Annotated in this window: 12 protein-coding genes; 3 read left to right on the top strand and 9 right to left on the bottom strand. The window is 60.3% G+C overall.

The window, feature by feature from the left end; translation table 11 throughout:
- Window positions 1-60: 60 nt before the first annotated feature.
- The 5 genes from BK670_RS22790 to BK670_RS22810 form a co-directional block, all read right to left on the bottom strand.
- A complete protein-coding gene (locus tag BK670_RS22790) occupies window positions 61-1,887 on the bottom strand; it encodes an ABC transporter ATP-binding protein (protein WP_123453136.1) in 1,827 nt (608 codons plus the stop codon).
- Window positions 1,880-2,482, bottom strand: coding sequence for a DsbA family protein (locus BK670_RS22795; protein WP_185036827.1), 603 nt, complete (start codon window positions 2,480-2,482; stop codon window positions 1,880-1,882). The genes BK670_RS22790 and BK670_RS22795 overlap by 8 nt, the downstream gene beginning before the upstream one ends.
- A gap of 35 nt (window positions 2,483-2,517) precedes the next feature.
- Window positions 2,518-3,459, bottom strand: a complete 942-nt coding sequence (gene trhO, locus BK670_RS22800) for an oxygen-dependent tRNA uridine(34) hydroxylase TrhO (RefSeq protein WP_123453140.1) — start codon at window positions 3,457-3,459, stop codon at window positions 2,518-2,520.
- 239 nt (window positions 3,460-3,698) lie between these two features.
- Window positions 3,699-3,998: a BolA family protein gene (locus tag BK670_RS22805; RefSeq protein ID WP_007908388.1), complete on the bottom strand. Its 300-nt coding sequence runs from the start codon at window positions 3,996-3,998 to the stop codon at window positions 3,699-3,701.
- Window positions 3,999-4,010: 12 nt separating this feature from the next.
- On the bottom strand, window positions 4,011-4,532 hold the full coding sequence (locus tag BK670_RS22810) for a DUF2059 domain-containing protein (protein WP_123453143.1): 522 nt from the start codon (window positions 4,530-4,532) through the stop codon (window positions 4,011-4,013).
- A gap of 193 nt (window positions 4,533-4,725) precedes the next feature.
- Between BK670_RS22810 and BK670_RS22815 the strand changes: the two genes are divergently transcribed.
- The gene (locus tag BK670_RS22815; protein ID WP_007908383.1) at window positions 4,726-6,120 is read left to right on the top strand and encodes a class II fumarate hydratase; all 1,395 of its coding nucleotides are present in this window, start codon (window positions 4,726-4,728) and stop codon (window positions 6,118-6,120) included.
- A gap of 123 nt (window positions 6,121-6,243) precedes the next feature.
- Here BK670_RS22815 and BK670_RS22820 read toward each other — a convergent pair whose 3' ends face one another.
- A complete protein-coding gene (locus BK670_RS22820) occupies window positions 6,244-7,203 on the bottom strand; it encodes a DMT family transporter (protein WP_123453145.1) in 960 nt (319 codons plus the stop codon).
- 208 nt (window positions 7,204-7,411) lie between these two features.
- Here BK670_RS22820 and BK670_RS22825 point away from each other — a divergent pair, with 208 nt between their 5' ends.
- The gene (locus BK670_RS22825; RefSeq protein WP_123453147.1) at window positions 7,412-7,606 is read left to right on the top strand and encodes a DUF6316 family protein; all 195 of its coding nucleotides are present in this window, start codon (window positions 7,412-7,414) and stop codon (window positions 7,604-7,606) included.
- Window positions 7,607-7,743: 137 nt separating this feature from the next.
- Here BK670_RS22825 and BK670_RS22830 read toward each other — a convergent pair whose 3' ends face one another.
- Together BK670_RS22830 and pap are read right to left on the bottom strand one after the other, a co-directional pair.
- Window positions 7,744-8,928 (bottom strand): thiolase family protein, encoded by a 1,185-nt coding sequence (locus BK670_RS22830; RefSeq protein WP_123453149.1) that lies wholly within the window; start codon window positions 8,926-8,928, stop codon window positions 7,744-7,746.
- Between the two features lie 102 nt (window positions 8,929-9,030).
- The gene (pap, locus tag BK670_RS22835) at window positions 9,031-10,545 is read right to left on the bottom strand and encodes a polyphosphate:AMP phosphotransferase (RefSeq protein ID WP_123453151.1); all 1,515 of its coding nucleotides are present in this window, start codon (window positions 10,543-10,545) and stop codon (window positions 9,031-9,033) included.
- 354 nt (window positions 10,546-10,899) lie between these two features.
- Between pap and mnmC the strand changes: the two genes are divergently transcribed.
- Complete coding sequence (gene mnmC / locus BK670_RS22840) at window positions 10,900-12,879, top strand: bifunctional tRNA (5-methylaminomethyl-2-thiouridine)(34)-methyltransferase MnmC2/FAD-dependent 5-carboxymethylaminomethyl-2-thiouridine(34) oxidoreductase MnmC1 (protein ID WP_123453153.1); 1,980 nt, start codon at window positions 10,900-10,902, stop codon at window positions 12,877-12,879.
- A 4-nt stretch (window positions 12,880-12,883) separates the two neighbouring features.
- Here mnmC and BK670_RS22845 read toward each other — a convergent pair whose 3' ends face one another.
- Window positions 12,884-17,767 carry an NEL-type E3 ubiquitin ligase domain-containing protein gene (locus BK670_RS22845; RefSeq protein ID WP_123453155.1) on the bottom strand — a complete coding sequence of 1,628 codons (4,884 nt, stop codon included), beginning with the start codon at window positions 17,765-17,767 and terminating at the stop codon, window positions 12,884-12,886.
- Window positions 17,768-17,976 lie beyond the last annotated feature (209 nt).

Below are 17,976 nucleotides of genomic sequence, written 5' to 3' on the forward strand. Positions count from 1 at the left end.
CGTTCCGAGTGATTTTACTCAATGCAATTCAAGCACTAAGCACAGAAACCGGCACGAAACTCAAGGGCGCTGTATCTGCTGCAGGTGACCATAAAGCTTGGCATACAGACCGCCGTCGGCAATCAATTGCTGATGATCGCCATCTTCGGCGACTTGGCCACCATCGAACACCAACACGCGATCGGCCTGTTTCACCGCCGACAGTCGGTGAGCAATGATCAGCGTGGTGCGGCCATTGAGGAAACGCGCCATGGCTTGATGCAGGTTGTACTCGGTGGCGGCGTCGAGGGCCGAGGTGGCTTCGTCGAGGATGACGACTTTCGGCTCGGCGAGAATCATCCGCGCGATGGCCAGACGTTGGCGTTGCCCGCCCGACAAGCGCACGCCGGAGCGGCCAACGATACTGTCCAGACCATTGGGCAAAGCACGGATGGTCGCTTCGAGCTGAGCGATTCCCAAAGCCTGCCAGCAGGCTTCATCGCTGCGGGTGCGGCCCATGGTCAGGTTGGCGCGCACGGTGTCGTTGAACAGCGCCGGGTGCTGCAACACCACCGCGACGTTTTCGCGAACCGTTTCCAGGCCGATGTCCTGCTGGGTCGAACCGCCGAAACGGATGGTGCCGGACAGTGGCGTATACAGCCCGAGCAGCAATTGCACGAGGGTACTTTTGCCGCCGCCACTGGCGCCGACAATCGCGACTTTTTCACCGGGAGCAATCGACAGATTCAGCTGATCCAGCACCAGTTCATCGCCGTAGCCGAAGCTCAGGCCCTGCACCTGAATACCAACGGTGTCACGACCCTTGAACGGATCGACACCGCCGGGATATTGCGGCTCATCGGCACGCGCCAGCAGTTCATTGATCCGCGCCAGCGCGCCGCCCGCCGCGTAATAGGCGTATTGCAGATTGAGCAGTTGTTCGACCGGGCCGATCATGAACCACAGGTAACTGAACACCGCGAGCATCTGGCCGATCGACAGGTCGGAGAACAACACCGTGAGCATCGCCGCCGCACGGAAGATATCGATGCCGAACTGAAACAGCAAACCGCTGGCACGGTTGGAGGCGTCGGTTTTCCACTGCGAATTGACCGCGTAATTGCGCACTTCCTGCGCACGTAAACCGAGCCGCCCGAGGAAGAAGCCCTGACGGTTGCCGGCACGGATTTCCTGAATCGCATCGAGGGTTTCGCTCAACGCCTGGGTGAAGCGCGAGGTGCTGTCGTTCTCGAGTTTCTTCAGGTGTTTGACGCGCTTGCCCAACTGCACCGTGGCGTAGATCACCAGCGGGTTGAACAGCAGAATCAGCAGCGCCAGTTTCCAGTGCATCCACATCAGGATGCTCGCGGTGCCGACCAGCGTCAGCATCGCCACCAGAAAGCGGCTGAGGGTTTCGCCGACGAATTTGTCGAGGGTATCCAGATCGGTGACCAGGTGCGTGGTCACTGTGCCGCTACCGAGGCTTTCGTATTCACCGAGGGAAATCCGCTTGAGCCGCTCGATCAGGCGCACGCGGATGCGGTAGACGATGTCTTTGGCCAGCCGCGCAAACAGTCGCGACTGCAACACACCAAAGCACAGCGAGCTGCAACGCAGGGTAAGGGTCACCAGCAGCATCAGGCCGATATAGCCGGCTGCTTGCTGCCACATCGTCGGCAGCACATGGTTCATGACTTTCAGTGCCGCATCGCCGTGGCCGAGCAGGACTTCGTCCACCAGCAGCGGCAACAGCAATGGAATCGGCACACTGCACAACGTCGCCAGCACGGCCACGCCATTGGCGATCCACAGGGATTTTTTGTGAGTCAGTGCCAGGCGCCGGACTTCTGCCCAGCTCAGCCGGTCGACACGCTTTACGGCTGGCGTGTCATCGGCCCGGTCAGACACAGGCCGCACGCTCCAGCCAGCGGCCGAGCAAGGGCGACAGCTCGCTGAGCGGTTGATAACCGTTGGTCAGCAGCGCCAGTTGACCGTTGCGTTCGGCGAGCAGGGTCGGAAAACCGGCGATGCCCAGATCCTGCACCCAACTGAAATCGGCCTGAGTCGCTTTGTGCTGGTCGGCATGATCGAACAACGCAGCGAATTCGATACGCGGCACGCCGGCCTGTTCCGCCAGTTCGACCAAAACACTGGCCTGGGTGACATCGCGACCTTCAACGTAAAACGCTTGCTGGATCAGCCCGACCAGTTTCCATGCGCAATCCGGTGCCAGACTGCGCGCGGTAACGATCGCACGGCAGGCCGGCTCAGTGTCGTAGACAAAACCGTCAGGCAACGCACCTTCAAACTTGAACGGTTGGCCGGTGGCCTCGGTGACCGCTTGCCAGTGTTCAAGAATGTAGCGACGCGTAGTCGGCTCCAGCGCCGAGCCGCTGCCGGTGCGCAAACCACCGACCACCAGATGCAACTCCACCCCGGCTGCTTGCGCCTGCTCGACCAATGCCTTGGCCACCGGAGCAAAACCCCAGCACCACGAACACATCGGATCCATCACATAGAGCAGGCGCGCAGACATGGTTAAGCCTCGGTGGATGCTTGCTTGTAGTTGTAGCCGATCGGGTGCGGCTGGTTGCGCGCCTTGGCCAGTTCGATCTGCTTCTGCCGATCGATGGCGCTGCGGCGGGTTTTTTCGCTCAGTGTGTCCCAGCAATGCGGGCAGCTGATGCCGGCCACGTAATGCTCGGAAGCGCGATCTTCAACGCTGACCGGTGTGCGGCAGGCATGACATTGATCGTAGTCGCCTTCGCTGAGGTCGTGACGCACGGTCACGCGGTTGTCGAACACGAAGCAGTCGCCCTGCCACTTGGTTTCTTCCTGCGGCACCTCTTCGAGGTACTTCAGAATGCCACCCTTAAGGTGGTAGACCTCTTCGAACCCTTCGCCGAGCATGTAGCTCGAGGCTTTCTCGCAACGAATGCCACCGGTGCAGAACATCGCGACCTTCTTGTGCACGGCCGGATCGAAGTGTTCTTTGATGTAGTCGGGAAACTCGCGAAAACTGGTGGTTTTCGGATCAATGGCGCCTTCGAAGGTGCCGATCGACACTTCGTAATCGTTGCGCGTGTCGATCAACAGCACTTCCGGGTCGCTGATCAACGCGTTCCAGTCTTGCGGATCAACATAGGTGCCGACCTTTTTGTTCGGGTCGACGCCTTCGACACCGAGGGTGACGATCTCTTTTTTCAGTTTGACTTTGGTGCGATAGAACGGCTGCTCGTCGCAATACGATTCCTTGTGGTCGATGTCGACCATGCGCGGATCGTTCTTGAGCCACGCGAGCAGGCCGTCGATGCCTTCGCGGGTGCCGGACACCGTGCCGTTGATGCCTTCTTCGGCAATCAGCAGGGTGCCTTTGATCTGATTGTCGACCATCGCTTGCAGCAGCGGCTCGCGCAGGTCAACGTAATCTTCGAGGGTGACGAACTTATACAGTGCCGCCACGACAATCGGTTGTGTCATGGGTATTTCTCCAGGTGGCTACCCTCGCAAAGGGTGAACCGGATTCAAAAAAAAACGCGCCGGGTGAGCGGCGCGTTGCGGATTCTAGCAAAAACACAGCGGTTTTAGGATCTGTCGAAACCCTGTGGCGAGGGAGCTTGCTCCCGCTCGGCTGCGAAGCAGTCGCAAAACTCGCATCTTGGGAGTGCTGCGCACTCCAGCGGGAGCAAGCTCCCTCGCCACAGCAGCCCTCGCAATCCTCAGTGTTTGCTACCGCCGGCACAGGTCGGCGATGCCGGGGCGGCGCCAATCTCTGCCCATTCCTGCGGGGTGTAGGTGTGCAGCGCCAACGCATGGAACTCGCCCATCAGCTCACCGAGCGTGCCGTAGACTTTCTGGTGGCGCTTGACCCGGTTCAGGCCGTCGAACTGCGCGCTGACCACCACTGCCTTGAAGTGCGTCTGTAACCCGCGACTGTGCATGTGGCTTTCGTCCAGCACTTGCAGGTGCTCAGGCTGAAGCAGGGCCAGCGTCGATTCGATGCGTTGTTGCATGGTCATCACGAACTCCGCTTACGGCTTTTTCTTGGCCGGGGCAGCGCCTTTCGGTGCCAACTCGTTGGTCATGTCTTCCAGCAGCTTGTTGACTACTGGTACGGCGCTTTCCAGTTTGGCTTGGGTCATCTGGGCCGATTGCTGGGTCAGCTGCGGCATTTTCTCGAGGACTTTCTTGCCCAGTGGCGACTGGTAGAACGCAACAAGGTCTTTCAGCTCGGATTCGCTGAAGTTGCTGGTGTAGAGCTTGACCATGTCAGGCTTGAGCTTGTTCCAGCCGATGGCCTGATCCAGTGCGGCGTTGGCCTTGGCCTGGTAGGTTTCCAGTACGGCTTTCTTGGCTTCCGGGGCTTTGGTCTGTTCAAAACGCTGAGCGAACATTTGCTGCACTTGCATGTACACCGGAGTGCCCAGCTTGTCAGCGTGCGCCAGGGTCAGGAAAGCTTCAGCACTGGCGTTGTGGCTGGCGGTATCGGCAAGCACCTGGCCGCTGGCGCAAACCAGTGCAACCGCGGTGCAGATGGCACGAAGACGAGTCATCGAGTTTCCTTTTCAGCTAGGCGAGGTAAAACCCCAAGGGCGACCATTCTGCGCCTAAAAAACCTCGTGGCTCAACCCCCGAGCCTTGCCGTGCTTGATTGGCGGGGTTTTACCAGTCAACAATCGGATCGATGGAACCACCTGGGCCTGACCGGGCCTAAACTGCGCAAACAGACCAACAGGAGTGTGCACGATGAGCCGTATCGAAACCGACAGCCTGGGCCAGATCGAAGTCCCGGACGACGCCTACTGGGGTGCTCAGACGCAACGCTCGCTGATCAACTTCGCCATTGGTCAGGAACGCATGCCGCTGCCGGTCCTGCATGCTCTGGCCCTGATCAAGAAAGCCGCCGCCCGCGTCAACGACCGCAACGGCGATCTGCCCGCCGACATTGCCCGCCTGATCGAACAGGCGGCCGACGAAGTCCTCGACGGCCAGCACGACGACCAGTTTCCGCTGGTGGTCTGGCAGACCGGCAGCGGCACCCAGAGCAACATGAACGTCAACGAGGTGATCGCCGGTCGCGCCAACGAACTGGCCGGCAACCCGCGCGGTGGCAAGACGCCGGTGCACCCGAACGATCACGTCAACCGCTCGCAAAGTTCCAACGACTGCTTCCCGACCGCCATGAGCATTGCCACCGCCCAGGCCGTGCAGGAACAACTGCTGCCGGCGATTGCCGAGCTGTCCGGTGGTCTCGCCGAACTGGCGGCGCGGCACATGAAACTGGTGAAGACCGGTCGTACGCACATGATGGATGCGACACCGATCACCTTTGGCCAGGAGCTGTCGGGTTTTATCGCGCAGCTGGATTACGCCGAGCGCGCAATCCGCGCCGCGCTGCCAGCCGTGTGTGAACTGGCCCAGGGCGGTACCGCAGTCGGCACCGGGTTGAATTCGCCGCACGGTTTTGGCGAGGCGATTGCCGCCGAACTGGCGGCGTTGTCCGGCCTGCCTTTCGTCACCGCACCGAACAAGTTTGCTGCCCTCGCCGGCCACGAACCGTTGACCAGCCTGTCCGGCGCGTTGAAAACCCTCGCCGTGGCACTGATGAAAATCGCCAACGATCTGCGTCTGCTCGGCTCCGGCCCACGCGCAGGGTTTGCCGAAGTGCGGCTGCCGGCGAATGAGCCGGGCAGCTCGATCATGCCGGGCAAGGTCAACCCGACCCAGTGCGAAGCGCTGTCGATGCTCGCCTGTCAGGTACTGGGCAACGACGTGACCATCGGCATCGCCGCCAGTCAGGGCCACTTGCAGTTGAACGTGTTCAAACCAGTGATCATCCACAACCTGCTGCAATCGATCCGCCTGCTTGCCGACGGCTGCAGCAACTTCCAGCAGCACTGCATCGCCGGGCTGGAGCCGGACGCCGAGGTCATGGCCCGACATCTGGAACGCGGGCTGATGCTGGTGACAGCGCTAAACCCGCACATCGGTTATGACAAGTCGGCGGAGATCGCCAAGAAGGCTTACAGCGAAGGGCTGACGTTGCGTGAGGCGGCGTTGGCGCTGGGCTATCTGACCGATGAAGAGTTTGATGCGTGGGTGCGGCCGGAGAACATGATCGAGGCTGGCGCCAAGGGTTAAGATTTGCAGCGTCTGGAGGTCAGTCTTCGCGAGCAGGCTCGCTCCCACAGTGGACCGCATTCTCATGTTGGAAATGCGTTCAAATGTGGGAGCGAGCCTGCTCGCGAATGGGGCCAACGCAGTTTAACTTTCGGCCATCTTCATCCGCCGCGCCTTGAGCCCGGCAATCAACGACGGCCCCAACGCCACCAGCGCCGACCCCAGCACCACCAGCACCGCCCCGCCATAACCCAACCCGTTGATTTGCTCGGCGTGCACGTACTCAGGCCAGATCCGCGCCGCAATCGCCACCGCAGCAAACGTCACCAACGGCGTTATCGCCAAAGTCGCACTGACCCGCGACGCCTCCCAATGCGCCAGCGCTTCAGCGAACGCGCCATAGGCAATCAGCGTGTTCATGCAGCACGCCAACAATAGCCAACCCTGCAACGGACTCAGATCCAGCGCTTCGAGCGGATGCACCCACGGCGTCAGCAACAGTGCGCAGAACAGATAGATCACCATCATCACCTGCAACGAATTCCACACCGTCAGCAACTGCTTCTGGCCCAACGCATAGAAGGTCCACACCGTTGACGCCAACAGCACCAGCAATACGCCGGCGGTGTAATCCGACAATGACGTCAGCAACTCTGCCAGTCGCTGATTGAAGAACAGCACAAAGCCGATCAACAACACCGCCAGCCCAATCCCCTGACCAATACTGAAGCGCTCCTTGAACACGAACAGACTGGCGATCAGCAACATGATCGGGCCCATCTGCACCACCAATTGCGCCGTGCCGGGGCTGAGCAGATTGAGCCCCATCAGGTACAAAACATAGTTGCCGACCAGCCCAAGTACCGCCATCAACACCAGCCAACCGCCCTTGGGACCCAGTACTTTGCGGCTGGGCAGGCGCTTTACTGCCGCCAGATAGATGAACAGACAGCCGCCGGAAACCAGCAGACGAAACCAGGTCACGGTGACCGGGTCCATCACCAGCAACACTTGTTTGAGCTTGATCGGCAGGATGCCCCAGAGAAAAGCAGTCAGCAGCGCGAGGAACAGACCGTAGACCCAGCGACCGGATGAAATGTGCATGGAAACCCCAAAGCCTGCTGACAAGAGCGCTCATTCTAGGCGCGCCGCCGGGCGCAACACAGGGACAGTTAGGGCCAGGCCGCGAATGAAACTGTGCAGGTCGCAGCATTAAATTGACACCGCGCCGTTGATCGGCCGGGCAGGCGCGCCAAGTGCTTCAGGCATAAGCTCATTGGATCCCTTCCAGGATTAGCCAAGGAGACCCATCATGTTAGCAATGCGCGCCCAGGACAGCGCCCCCGCCACGCGCTTTCGCAGCGACCGAGTGTGCCGGGTCAATGGCCAACTGTTTTTCAGCACTCGGGAAAATACCCTTGAAGGGCCGTTTGAGAATGCCGAGAAAGCTGAGCAGGAAATAAAAGCTTACATCGCGCGGATGCAGCTACAGGATTCCAACCGGTAGACCCGGTCGATCCCTTCGCGAGCAGGCTCGCTCCCACAGTATTTGGGGGAACATGGAAAATATCTGCACCCTAAACCCATGTGGGAGCGAGCCTGCTCGCGAAAGCGGTAGATCAATCAACACATTTTTTTCAGCGTTTAGCGCACCGCTTCAAACAACCCCGTCGCGCCCATCCCCCCGCCCACACACATGGTGACGATGCCGTAGCGCAAATTACGCCGCTGCAACTCACGCACCAGATGCCCGACCTGCCGCGATCCGGTCATGCCGAACGGGTGACCAATGGAAATCGAGCCGCCATTGACGTTGTATTTCTCGTTATCGATCTCCAGCCGGTCACGGCTGTACAGGCACTGCGAAGCGAACGCCTCGTTCAGCTCCCACAAATCAATATCCGCCACCTGCAAACCCTTGGCCTTGAGCAGTTTCGGCACCGAGAACACCGGGCCGATGCCCATTTCGTCCGGCTCGCATCCGGCCACGGTGAAACCGCGGAAAAATGCTTTCGGCTTGAGGCCCAGTTGCAACGCCTTCTCCAGGCTCATCACCAGCGTCATCGAGGCACCGTCCGACAGCTGCGACGAGTTGCCCGCCGTCACCGAACCATCCTCGGCGAACACCGGTTTCAACCCGGCAAGGCTTTCATAGGTGGTGTCCGGGCGGTTGCAGTCGTCGCGATCAACCACACCGTCGAGAATCTGCACTGCACCGGTGTTTTTGTCCTCGACGCGATACTTCACCGTCATCGGCACGATTTCATCGTTGAACAGCCCCGCCGCCTGAGCTTGCGCGGTGCGGATCTGACTTTGCAGCGAATAGCGATCCTGCGCTTCACGGCTGACGCCATAACGCCGCGCGACCACTTCGGCGGTCTGGCCCATCGTGTAATAGATGCCCGGCGTCTGCTGTTTCAGCAGCGGGTTGATCAGGTGATCGGTGTTGACGCTTTTCATCGTCAGGCTGATCGACTCGACGCCACCGGCAACGATGATGTCACTGCAACCCGAGGCGATCTGGTTGGCGGCAATGGCGATTGCCTGCAAGCCCGACGAGCAGAAACGGTTGAGGGTCATGCCGGCGGTGCCGGTGCCCAGACGCGAGAGCACCGCAACGTTACGGCCGATGTTGTAGCCCTGCGCGCCTTCGTTGGAGCCGGCGCCGACGATGCAGTCCTCGACGCTGGCCGGGTCGATGTCATTTCGCTCGAGCAGCGCGTTGACGCAATGGGCCGCCATGTCATCGGGACGGGTCTGGTTGAACTTGCCGCGAAAGGATTTGGCCAGGCCAGTCCGGACGCTGTCGACGATCACCACTTCACGCATGGCATACCTCATTGTTGTGGTCAGTTGAGAGTGAACCGAGCATAAGTCCACCGCATCAACCACCGCGACAATCATTCACCCCGCGTATGCGTGTCCATCGGTTCAGTCCTTGTGTTTCTTGGCGTGCTTGTCGGATTTTTCGAAGGCCTCTTCAAGGGCGCGGTTGATCGTGCGCAATACCTTGACCCGCGCCCAGCGCTTGTCATTGGCCTCGACCAGCGTCCACGTCGAGATTTCCGAGCTGGTGCGGTCGACCATATCGCCCACGGCGGCGCGATAGGCATTCCACTTGTCGCGGTTACGCCAGTCGTCCTCGGTGATCTTGAAGCGCTTGAAAGGGATCGCTTCGCGCGCCTGGAAACGCTCCATCTGCGTGTCTTTATCAATGGCCAGCCAGAACTTCACGACGATCACCCCGGCGTCAGCCAGTTGCTCTTCGAAATCATTGATCTCGCCATAGGCGCGCAGCCAGTCGGCCGGCGTGCAGAAACCCTCAATCCGCTCGACCAGCACCCGGCCGTACCAGGAACGGTCGAACACGGTGAACTTGCCGCGCGCCGGAATGTGTCGCCAGAAGCGCCACAAGTATGGCTGCGCGCGCTCCTCCTCAGTCGGTGCGGCGATCGGCACGATGTTGTATTGGCGTGGATCGAGCGCCGCCGCAACACGACGGATCGCCCCGCCCTTGCCGGCGGCATCGTTACCTTCGAACACCGCTATCAACGCGTGGCGGCGCATGCGTTTATCGCGCATCAGCCCGGAGAGGCGCGCCTGCTCGGTGATCAGCTGCTCTTCGTAGTCTTTCTTTTCCAGACGCTGGCTCAGGTCGAGGCTGTCGAGCAGGTTCAACTGATCGACCGGCGTGCCCAACGGCGCGGCGCTGACATCGTGCGGATGAACGTCTGGACGCTTCAGCGCATTTTGCAAACCCTCGAGGAGAATCTTGCCGACCGCCAGGCTGCGGTAGTTGGCGTCCGCGCCTTCGATCACATGCCATGGCGCGTAGTCACGGCTGGTACGGCGCAGCACGCGTTCGCCATATTTGACGAACTTGTCGTAGGTCTGCGATTGCTGCCAGTCCAGCGGGCTGATGCGCCAGCTGTGCAGCGGGTCATCGGCCAACGCCTTGAGCCGCGCTTTCATCTGTTTCTTGGACAGGTGAAACCAGAACTTGAAGATCAGCGCGCCTTCATCGCAAAGCATCTTCTCCAGACGCTCGGCGCCGGCAATCGCCTGATCCAGACGCGGATCCTTGAACAAGCCATGCACCCGCCCCTGCAGCATCTGGCTGTACCAGTTGCCGAAGAAGATGCCCATCCGCCCCTTGGCCGGGAGCATCCGCCAGTAACGCCAGGCCGGTGGCCGCGACAACTCTTCATCGGTCTGCTGATCGAAGGTGCGCACCTCGATCAGGCGCGGGTCCATCCATTCGTTGAGCAATTTGACCGTCTCGCCCTTGCCCGCGCCTTCTATGCCGTTGATCAGGATGATCACCGGGAAACGCTTCTGCTGCTGCAATTCGAACTGAGCTTCAAGCAAGGCTTCACGCAATGCCGGGACGGCCGCATCAAAGGTGTCTTTGTCGATGGCGTGACCGATTTCAGCGGATTCAAACATGGGACGGCTCCTTCCAGGATTCAGCAAGACTAGCGGATTGGGCACGGGTGCAGGGCAGAAATTCCCCACCCCAGCAAGCTGCCGGGATGAAATCCCTGTGGCGAGGGAGCTTGCTCCCGCTCGGCTGCGCAGCAGTCGTCAATCCAGCCTGCGCGGTGGGCAAGTTGAACCTGGTCAGGCTGATTTGGGGCTGCTGCGCAACCCAGCGGGAGCAAGCTCCCTCGCCACAAAAGCAGTCCTCTGCAACGTCAAACAATGGATTGTCCGCGAACCAACAACTGCAAGCCTTGCCATGGATCAAGCAGCCCCTGCGCGATCGGCTAGAATGGCGGCCTTGTCGTTGCCGAGCCTGCCATGAAACCTGTATTGCCCCACGCCCAACTCGACTGGGATGACCACGGACGCCCGCGTTCGCGGGTGTTCGATGACGTGTATTTTTCCGACCAGTCGGGGCTGGAAGAAACCCGTTACGTGTTCCTCGAACAGAACCGCCTGGCCGAGCGTTTTGCCGCGCTGCCAGCGGGTGGGCGACTGGTCATCGGCGAAACCGGTTTTGGCACCGGGCTGAATTTTCTCTGCGCCTGGCAGTTGTTCGAGCAACACGCCGTGGCGGGTGCGCGACTGCATTTCGTCAGCGTCGAAAAATACCCGCTGAGCCCCGCCGACCTGAAACGTGCCTTGGCCCTGTGGCCGGAACTCAAGCCACTGGCCGATCAGTTGCTGACGCATTACGTAGCGATCCACGCAGGTTTTCAGCGCATTACCCTGGCCAACGGCCGCGTAACGCTGACGCTGTTGATCGGCGATGCACTGGAACAACTGCCGCAGCTCGACGCGCAGATTGACGCGTGGTTTCTCGACGGTTTCGCTCCGGCAAAAAACCCCGACATGTGGACCGCTGAACTGTTCGTCGAACTGGCGCGACTGGCAGCGCCCGGCTCGACCATCAGCACCTTTACCAGCACCGGTTGGGTACGCCGTTTGCTCAACGCCGCCGGGTTCAAAATGAAGCGCACGCCGGGCATCGGCCACAAGTGGGAAATCCTCCGTGGCGAATTCCTCGGCTGGCCGGCGGAGGTGACGCCGCCGGCACCGGAAAAGCCGTGGTTCGCTCGTCCTGCACCGATCGCGGCTGAACGTCGAGCGCTGGTGATTGGCGCCGGTCTCGCCGGCTGTGCCACGGCATCCAGCCTGGCCGCACGCGGCTGGCAGGTGACGTTGCTCGAACGACATGCAGCCGTGGCGCAGGAAGCCTCGGGCAATCCGCAGGGCGTGCTGTACCTGAAATTGTCCGCCCACGGCACGGCGCTGTCGCAGCTGATTGTCAGCGGTTTCGGTTACACCCGGCGCCTGCTGGAAACCCTGCAACGCGGCACTGACTGGGACGCTTGCGGCGTGCTGCAACTGGCGTTCAATGCCAAGGAAGCGGAGCGTCACGCGCAGTTGGCCGAGGCCTTCCCGGAAGACCTGTTGCAGTGGCTTGATCAGCCCGAGGCACAGGCCCGCGCCGGGGTCGGTGTGGCCCATGGCGGTTTGTTCTATCCCGAAGGCGGTTGGGTGCATCCGCCGGCACTGTGTCAGGCGCAAGCGGCGCAGGCCAACATCGAACTGCTCAACCATTGCCAGGCGCTGCAACTGCGCAAGGTCGATGACCAGTGGCAAGCCTTCGCCGATGAGCGCTTGCTCGCCAGCGCGCCGGTCGTGGTGCTGGCCGGTGCCGCCGACATTAAATGTTTTGCGCAGAGCGCCGAGTTGCCGCTCAAGCGCATTCGCGGGCAGATCACTCGTCTCGGCGAAACCGCAGAGAGCCAGACACTGGCTACTGTGGTCTGCGCCGAAGGCTACGTCGCCCCTGCCCGTCTGGGTGAACACACCCTCGGCGCCAGTTTCGACTTCAACAGCGATGACCTGACGCCGACCACCGCCGAACACGCTGGCAATCTGGCGATGCTCGAAGAAATCTCAACTGATCTGGTCGCGCGCCTGCATATCCGCGAACAAGCCGTCGACACCCTGCAGGGCCGCGCCGCCTTTCGCTGCACCAGCCCTGACTATTTGCCGATTGTCGGCCCCCTCGCCGACCGCGAAGCATTCCTCAGCGCTTATGCCGTACTGAGCAAAGACGCCCGCCAAGTGCCGGACATTGCCTGCCCTTGGCTGGACGGTTTGTACGTCAACAGCGGCCACGGCTCACGAGGTTTGATCACCGCACCATTATCCGGCGAGCTGGTGGCTGCGTGGCTGGACAACGAACCGCTGCCGCTGCCACGCAGCGTCGCCGAAGCCTGTCACCCCAATCGTTTTGCATTACGTCGACTGATTCGCGGCAAGTAATCGCTCACACCTGGGGCATCACACAGATGCCCAGATCCACCTGGCGAAGGGCATCGTTGGTCAAACGCCGGATTATCGCCTCCTCCGCTTTTTCCCTTTCGAACTTGATGGCGTCCATCTGGCTCCGGTAGTCGGCCGAACTGAGCGTGCTCGCCTCTTCGAATACCGCACTGAACTGTGGCGAATATATTGCGTCAACCGTGGCGAACTGGTGGTCAAACGTACGCTTCAGATAATCGCTCCAGAAGGACTGACGCTGCATGAACTCAAGCCATGCAGACGACAACTCAGCCGCTGATACCTGGCTCCTGGCAACGTTCAGGTCTGCCTCGGTCACCCCCGCCAACGATCCGAAATGCATGTTGCGCGGCTGGCCCGGCAGTTCCAGGGCGTCGGCCAGTCCAATGCGAAAAGCGAGGCTGACCTCCAGCGGATCGGTCTTCAGATCCCTGGCTGCATATTCCCGGGCAATCCGGTTCAATTGTTCGAGGCGAAACAGACCACGCCCCAGGTCGAGCAACGGTTTGGCAGTGATGATCTTTCCACCGGCGAGGCTGGTCACTTTGTCGACTTCCACGGCCACTTCAAGATGACTGAAATTGACCGCTGCGTTGTCTGTGCAATTGATTGGATTGGCGGACAGATCCAAAAGCTGGTCACACAGATTCGCATCGCCATGGGCCGCCTCCAGCACCGACCAGACCCGGCGCTGCATGTCGGCGTTGATTTTTTCCGAGTCCGCGGTATTGCCCAACTCCGCCAGCAGGCGAAACAACCCCTCCGCGCGTGGTTCCTCCTTGAACGCCGTCCAGATCCGCTGGCGTCTCTCCCAGTCCGCTCCGGCGCCCGCCTTGAACCAGAGCTCGCGTGCCGATTGCTCGTCCAGACGCGCATGATCGTCGGCCAGAAAGCCCATGCCGATACCGACATTGTCCCGGTAGTTTTCCAGATGCGTCTGACTGGCCGGCGCCAGTGGATTGCCACGCAAGTTAAGCGCCTGGCTGAAACGCCGCGTTGTCTTGAACAGCCACTGCGGCAGATCCCTGATCTGGTTATTGCGCAAATCCACCCACTCCAGATTCACCGGATACGCGAGCCCGTCGGGCAACTCCGTGAGGCCGGTTTCGGCCAATTGCAGGCGCTTCAGGTCGAACATCTTGCCAACGTGCGGCGTGGCCCCCAGCGGGTTGCCGTTCAGGTCCAGGTATTTCAACGTGCGCAAACCGTTCAGCTTCGCCAGCGTCGCCTCGGTCAAGCGGATCTGATTACCGGCCAGGCTCAGCCGGGTCAGGTTAGGCATATGCGACAGCAACTCTGGGAGGCGGGTCATGCTGTTGCGGCCCAATTCCAGTGTCTTGAGCTGTTTGAACGACTTGAGGAAATAAACCACGTCGTCACGTTGCTGCATGTTCTTCATCGATACTTCGTGGATGTGATCGAAGCTCAGCCCCGGCGGCAGCGTTGGCAGTTGGCCGACGCGCATGCCGTCCAGGTTCAGTGCGTAGATCACTTTGCCGCCAGCGCTCTTGTGCCAGAAAAGCCGTCGAAACCCATCCTCGATTTGTTCAGCCACGGCTTTGCGGCTGGAGCGCACTGCCTGCAGTTCTTTATGCGCGGCCTCCCTCGCGACTCTATCGCCGGCGCGCGCCGGGTCTACTTCGGCCAGTTTGTCAGCCACCGCCTTCATGGCGGTTTCATCCTCACTCCAGGTGCGCAGCGCCTCGCGCAGGTTTTCCAGATCCTGGCGCAACGTTTTCACCCGGGTCGCGCGAGTCAGCGGGTCATTGCCCAACTGATCGATCAGCTCAACGGCCTGTGCCTGGCTCAAACCTGGATAGAGTTTTTTCACCTTGCGCAGCAAGGCCCGCGGATGGGCGGTGGCCGACGCCTGATCGCCCTGGACACAGGCCGTTTCAATGGCCTGCGGCTTACGGCCGGTGAGAATTCGCCCACTCTCCTCACGTGCCTGCACTGCCGTGTCGAGCAGTTTTTTGCGTAAGCGTGCTGCGTCGGCGTCCACCGGCTCAGAAAAACCAACTGCGATCCGCTGGCGCGCTGGCAGCGCTTTGACCACTGCTTGATAAAGGCTGTCTGGCCCTGCGGCCACCCGGCCAAGCGATTTACCGTCACCGTCAAACACTTCATAGCCAGTGCTCGACTTGACCAGCGTGCCGGTATGCAACGGGGCCGCGGTTTCATCGCCGATGGCTTCCAGTATCGGCCCGGTGAGCGACTTTTCACGCACGGTCAGCCGTATGCGCGCATCCCAACCACTCAAGCGAGGCAGCAGCTGAATCGCCAGCTTTTCGGTATCGGCGTTGGCGATCGACGGCAAGTGAAACCCGGTCAGCGCACGATCCAGACGCAGGTTGCCCGAGGCTTGGCCGACCTTTTGCGCGAGACCCAACGGCACTCGCCCGGTGGTGCGCAACTGTACGCGCTCGACACTCGGCGCTTGGTCGACCAGGGTTTGGCCCAGACGTGCTGGTAGGCCCGGATAGACCCGGCGCAATTTCACCACATCGTCGAGGTCGTTCTGGTCATAACGCCGATACATGCGTTCGAACGCTGCGCGATAGTCCGCCTTGAGCGCAGCGCCGAGTTTTTTCGCCAGGGTGGGTCGTTCGAGATGGGGCAAGGTCTTGCCCCCCAGCAATGCGTTGACTTCGCGCTGATACAGGCCATCGATCACTGTTTGCAGCAGTTGCCCTTTGACCAGATGGTCAGAGGTGACCGCCACGCTCAGGGTTTCATCCGGCGTCCGGCTGGCGGGGTAGGTCGCGCTGATCGCGCCCTCGCCGTCGGTAACTTCGATGTAACGATCCGTCGGCCAGCCGGGTAATGTCGACAAGCCCCTTAACTGCTCTTCGACAGGCTGGCCGGCAGGTGTCTCGCCGTTTTCAAGTTCGGTGATCACGCCACGTAACTGTCGCTCAAGCCGGGCGCGCTCGATGACGTCGCGCAAGCGGACAGGCAGCGGCAGGTTGTCGGCAAAAGCGCGATGGATCTCTTCGTGAGACGTACCGCTGAGCTGGCGAAAGGTGTCCAGTTCCGAATCACCGAACTCACTCAACAGCGGATCCATGCGTTTGAGGGTATAGCCCATGCTGCCCCATGCGTCGGCGTCTTCGATCGGCATTCGCCAGCCACCCTCGACGTGCCGTTCCAGGGTGGGGGTATACGCTTGCGGCCGCCCGGGATGCTCAAGGCGCCAGCCAGTGGCGGCGTTATCGTATTGACCGAAGAGGATCCTGTGGTCGACACGGCCGATACGCTTGTCACCGACCTGATAAAGCTCAGTGGCCCCTTCCGCCAGGGTCAAGCCTGCGGGGAGGCGATGCTCATAGGGGCCCAGATCGGGTTTCCACAGTCGCGGTTGGCCCGACCGGCTGAGGATGGTGGTGAACTGCTGAAAAAACGCCGGGTGTGCACGCAGCAGCTTTTTGCCGAGCGCACCCAGCACCTTTTGTCCCCCGGCAAATGCCGCCATCAGCGCAATGTTTTCCACCAAGCTGAACAGATGCGACAGCGCTTGCTGATGATCGCCACGGCGCCAATCCTCGACACCTTCATAGACCTCGCCGAGCAGCTGCCCTACGGCAACACCCATCATCAGTTGCCCGAGCACTGGCACGACCAGCCCTGCCACCGAAGTAACGGTCACACCCAGCTCAAGCAAATTCAGCAGTCGCTTGCGGCGCACCTCTTCATCGATATCTTCGGTCGGTACTGCCAGTTTGCGCGCGTCGAGTTGCAGCTTGCCGACATGGCTTTGCACCATGAACTCGAACAGCGCCACGCTGATCGGCCATTGTCTGATATGCCCCAGATCAGCGTTATCGGCCAAAGTCTTGAAGAAGTCTGCCTTGTCGTCTTCATCAATACTGTTGGCGAAGTAACTCTGGTAGCTCTTCACCTGCAATTGCTGCGTCAGGTATTGCTGGAAGGCAGTGAAACTCGAATATTCGAACAGCGGACGCTCGGGCTCGCCGGGCATGTAAACCATGCACCACTCATCCGGATACAACTCCACCGATCGCGCGGAAAATACCACCACGCCCCAGACACAACTGTCGAGTACTTCAATGCCCTGCATGATCAGGGCTTGCTTCCTGTATTGCAGGGTTTTCACTGATACCGCACCGTCGGCGTCGATCAGGCCCTGCACCGTTTGCAAACCGGCTGGAGTGATATGTTCCTTGAGCACCGCCAGTTGCGCGTCGAATTGCAAAAGTTGCTTTTTCATTCGGGCGATGTCCCGCGTGACATTGCTGGCAGTGACGACTTCAACGTCGTTTTGCCTGAGACCGAAGACCTCCTGAAAGTGCGCCTGATACTGTTTGCCCAGATCCAGTTCGCGACAGAACTGCGCGAACGCCACCGGGGTCAATCCACCGACACCGGCCGGAGCACTCTTGATGCGTACCCGACTGCCGTCGGGGAACGCGTCAGCCTTTTCCTCGTCCTCGCTGAAATTCTGCATCGCCGCCTGCAGCAGGGTTTGCGTGGCGTGTTCTACGGTTTCGATACCGTCTTGATTGACAGACGTCGGTTCGCAGCCGCAATCGCTACCCGGGACACTCAGCAAATCCTGCTCGACATCGAACACTGCCGGCCATTTGCGGCTCAGGGCCTCAGTGAGTGTGTCGATGCAAAAAGCCGGTAGGGGCTTCAGCGCGGCCAGGCTCTTCTCGACAGTCTCTTGCAACGTGATCAGGTCACGTGAAACCTGATCGAGCACGGCCAGGGTAGCGGGAGAGGCTTTGAGCAAGTAAGCCGGCAGACTTTTTTGCAAGGCCTCGGCAGTGTCAAGGTCGCCTGTAGCGTCGAGTAGTGTGCTCAGGGTCGTCCCGTGGGTCAGCTCTTGGTGCTTTTTTTCGGTTGCCATCTGCAATAGTCCTTTATTGCGGGTTAGAACATTGACCTTACCGACTCCGAAAAATAATTAACAATCTAAAAAACCCTGAAATTTGATACAGATCCATCAGCATTTATCAACAACAAAACAACTATCTAACACCCGAGCACGAAAAGCGCAGACACAAAAACCTAACCACATCTCCCGCCGCAAACCGATGCAGAGTCCGCCAGCAATGT

This window comes from Pseudomonas fluorescens (genome assembly GCF_003732425.1).
GTDB classification, from domain to species: Bacteria; Pseudomonadota; Gammaproteobacteria; order Pseudomonadales; family Pseudomonadaceae; genus Aquipseudomonas; species Aquipseudomonas fluorescens_BE.

Bases quoted from the DNA above. Each gene is read 5' to 3' on its own strand.
- BK670_RS22795 (WP_185036827.1), bottom strand. From the start codon at position 2,482: ATGTGTTCGTGGTGCTGGGGTTTTGCTCCGGTGGCCAAGGCATTGGTC.
- trhO (WP_123453140.1), bottom strand. From the start codon at position 3,459: ATGACACAACCGATTGTCGTGGCGGCACTGTATAAGTTCGTCACCCTC.
- BK670_RS22805 (WP_007908388.1), bottom strand. From the start codon at position 3,998: ATGACCATGCAACAACGCATCGAATCGACGCTGGCCCTGCTTCAGCCT.
- BK670_RS22810 (WP_123453143.1), bottom strand. From the start codon at position 4,532: ATGACTCGTCTTCGTGCCATCTGCACCGCGGTTGCACTGGTTTGCGCC.
- BK670_RS22815 (WP_007908383.1), top strand. From the start codon at position 4,726: ATGAGCCGTATCGAAACCGACAGCCTGGGCCAGATCGAAGTCCCGGAC.
- BK670_RS22820 (WP_123453145.1), bottom strand. From the start codon at position 7,203: ATGCACATTTCATCCGGTCGCTGGGTCTACGGTCTGTTCCTCGCGCTG.
- BK670_RS22825 (WP_123453147.1), top strand. From the start codon at position 7,412: ATGTTAGCAATGCGCGCCCAGGACAGCGCCCCCGCCACGCGCTTTCGC.
- BK670_RS22830 (WP_123453149.1), bottom strand. From the start codon at position 8,928: ATGCGTGAAGTGGTGATCGTCGACAGCGTCCGGACTGGCCTGGCCAAA.
- pap (WP_123453151.1), bottom strand. From the start codon at position 10,545: ATGTTTGAATCCGCTGAAATCGGTCACGCCATCGACAAAGACACCTTT.
- mnmC (WP_123453153.1), top strand. From the start codon at position 10,900: ATGAAACCTGTATTGCCCCACGCCCAACTCGACTGGGATGACCACGGA.
- BK670_RS22845 (WP_123453155.1), bottom strand. From the start codon at position 17,767: ATGGCAACCGAAAAAAAGCACCAAGAGCTGACCCACGGGACGACCCTG.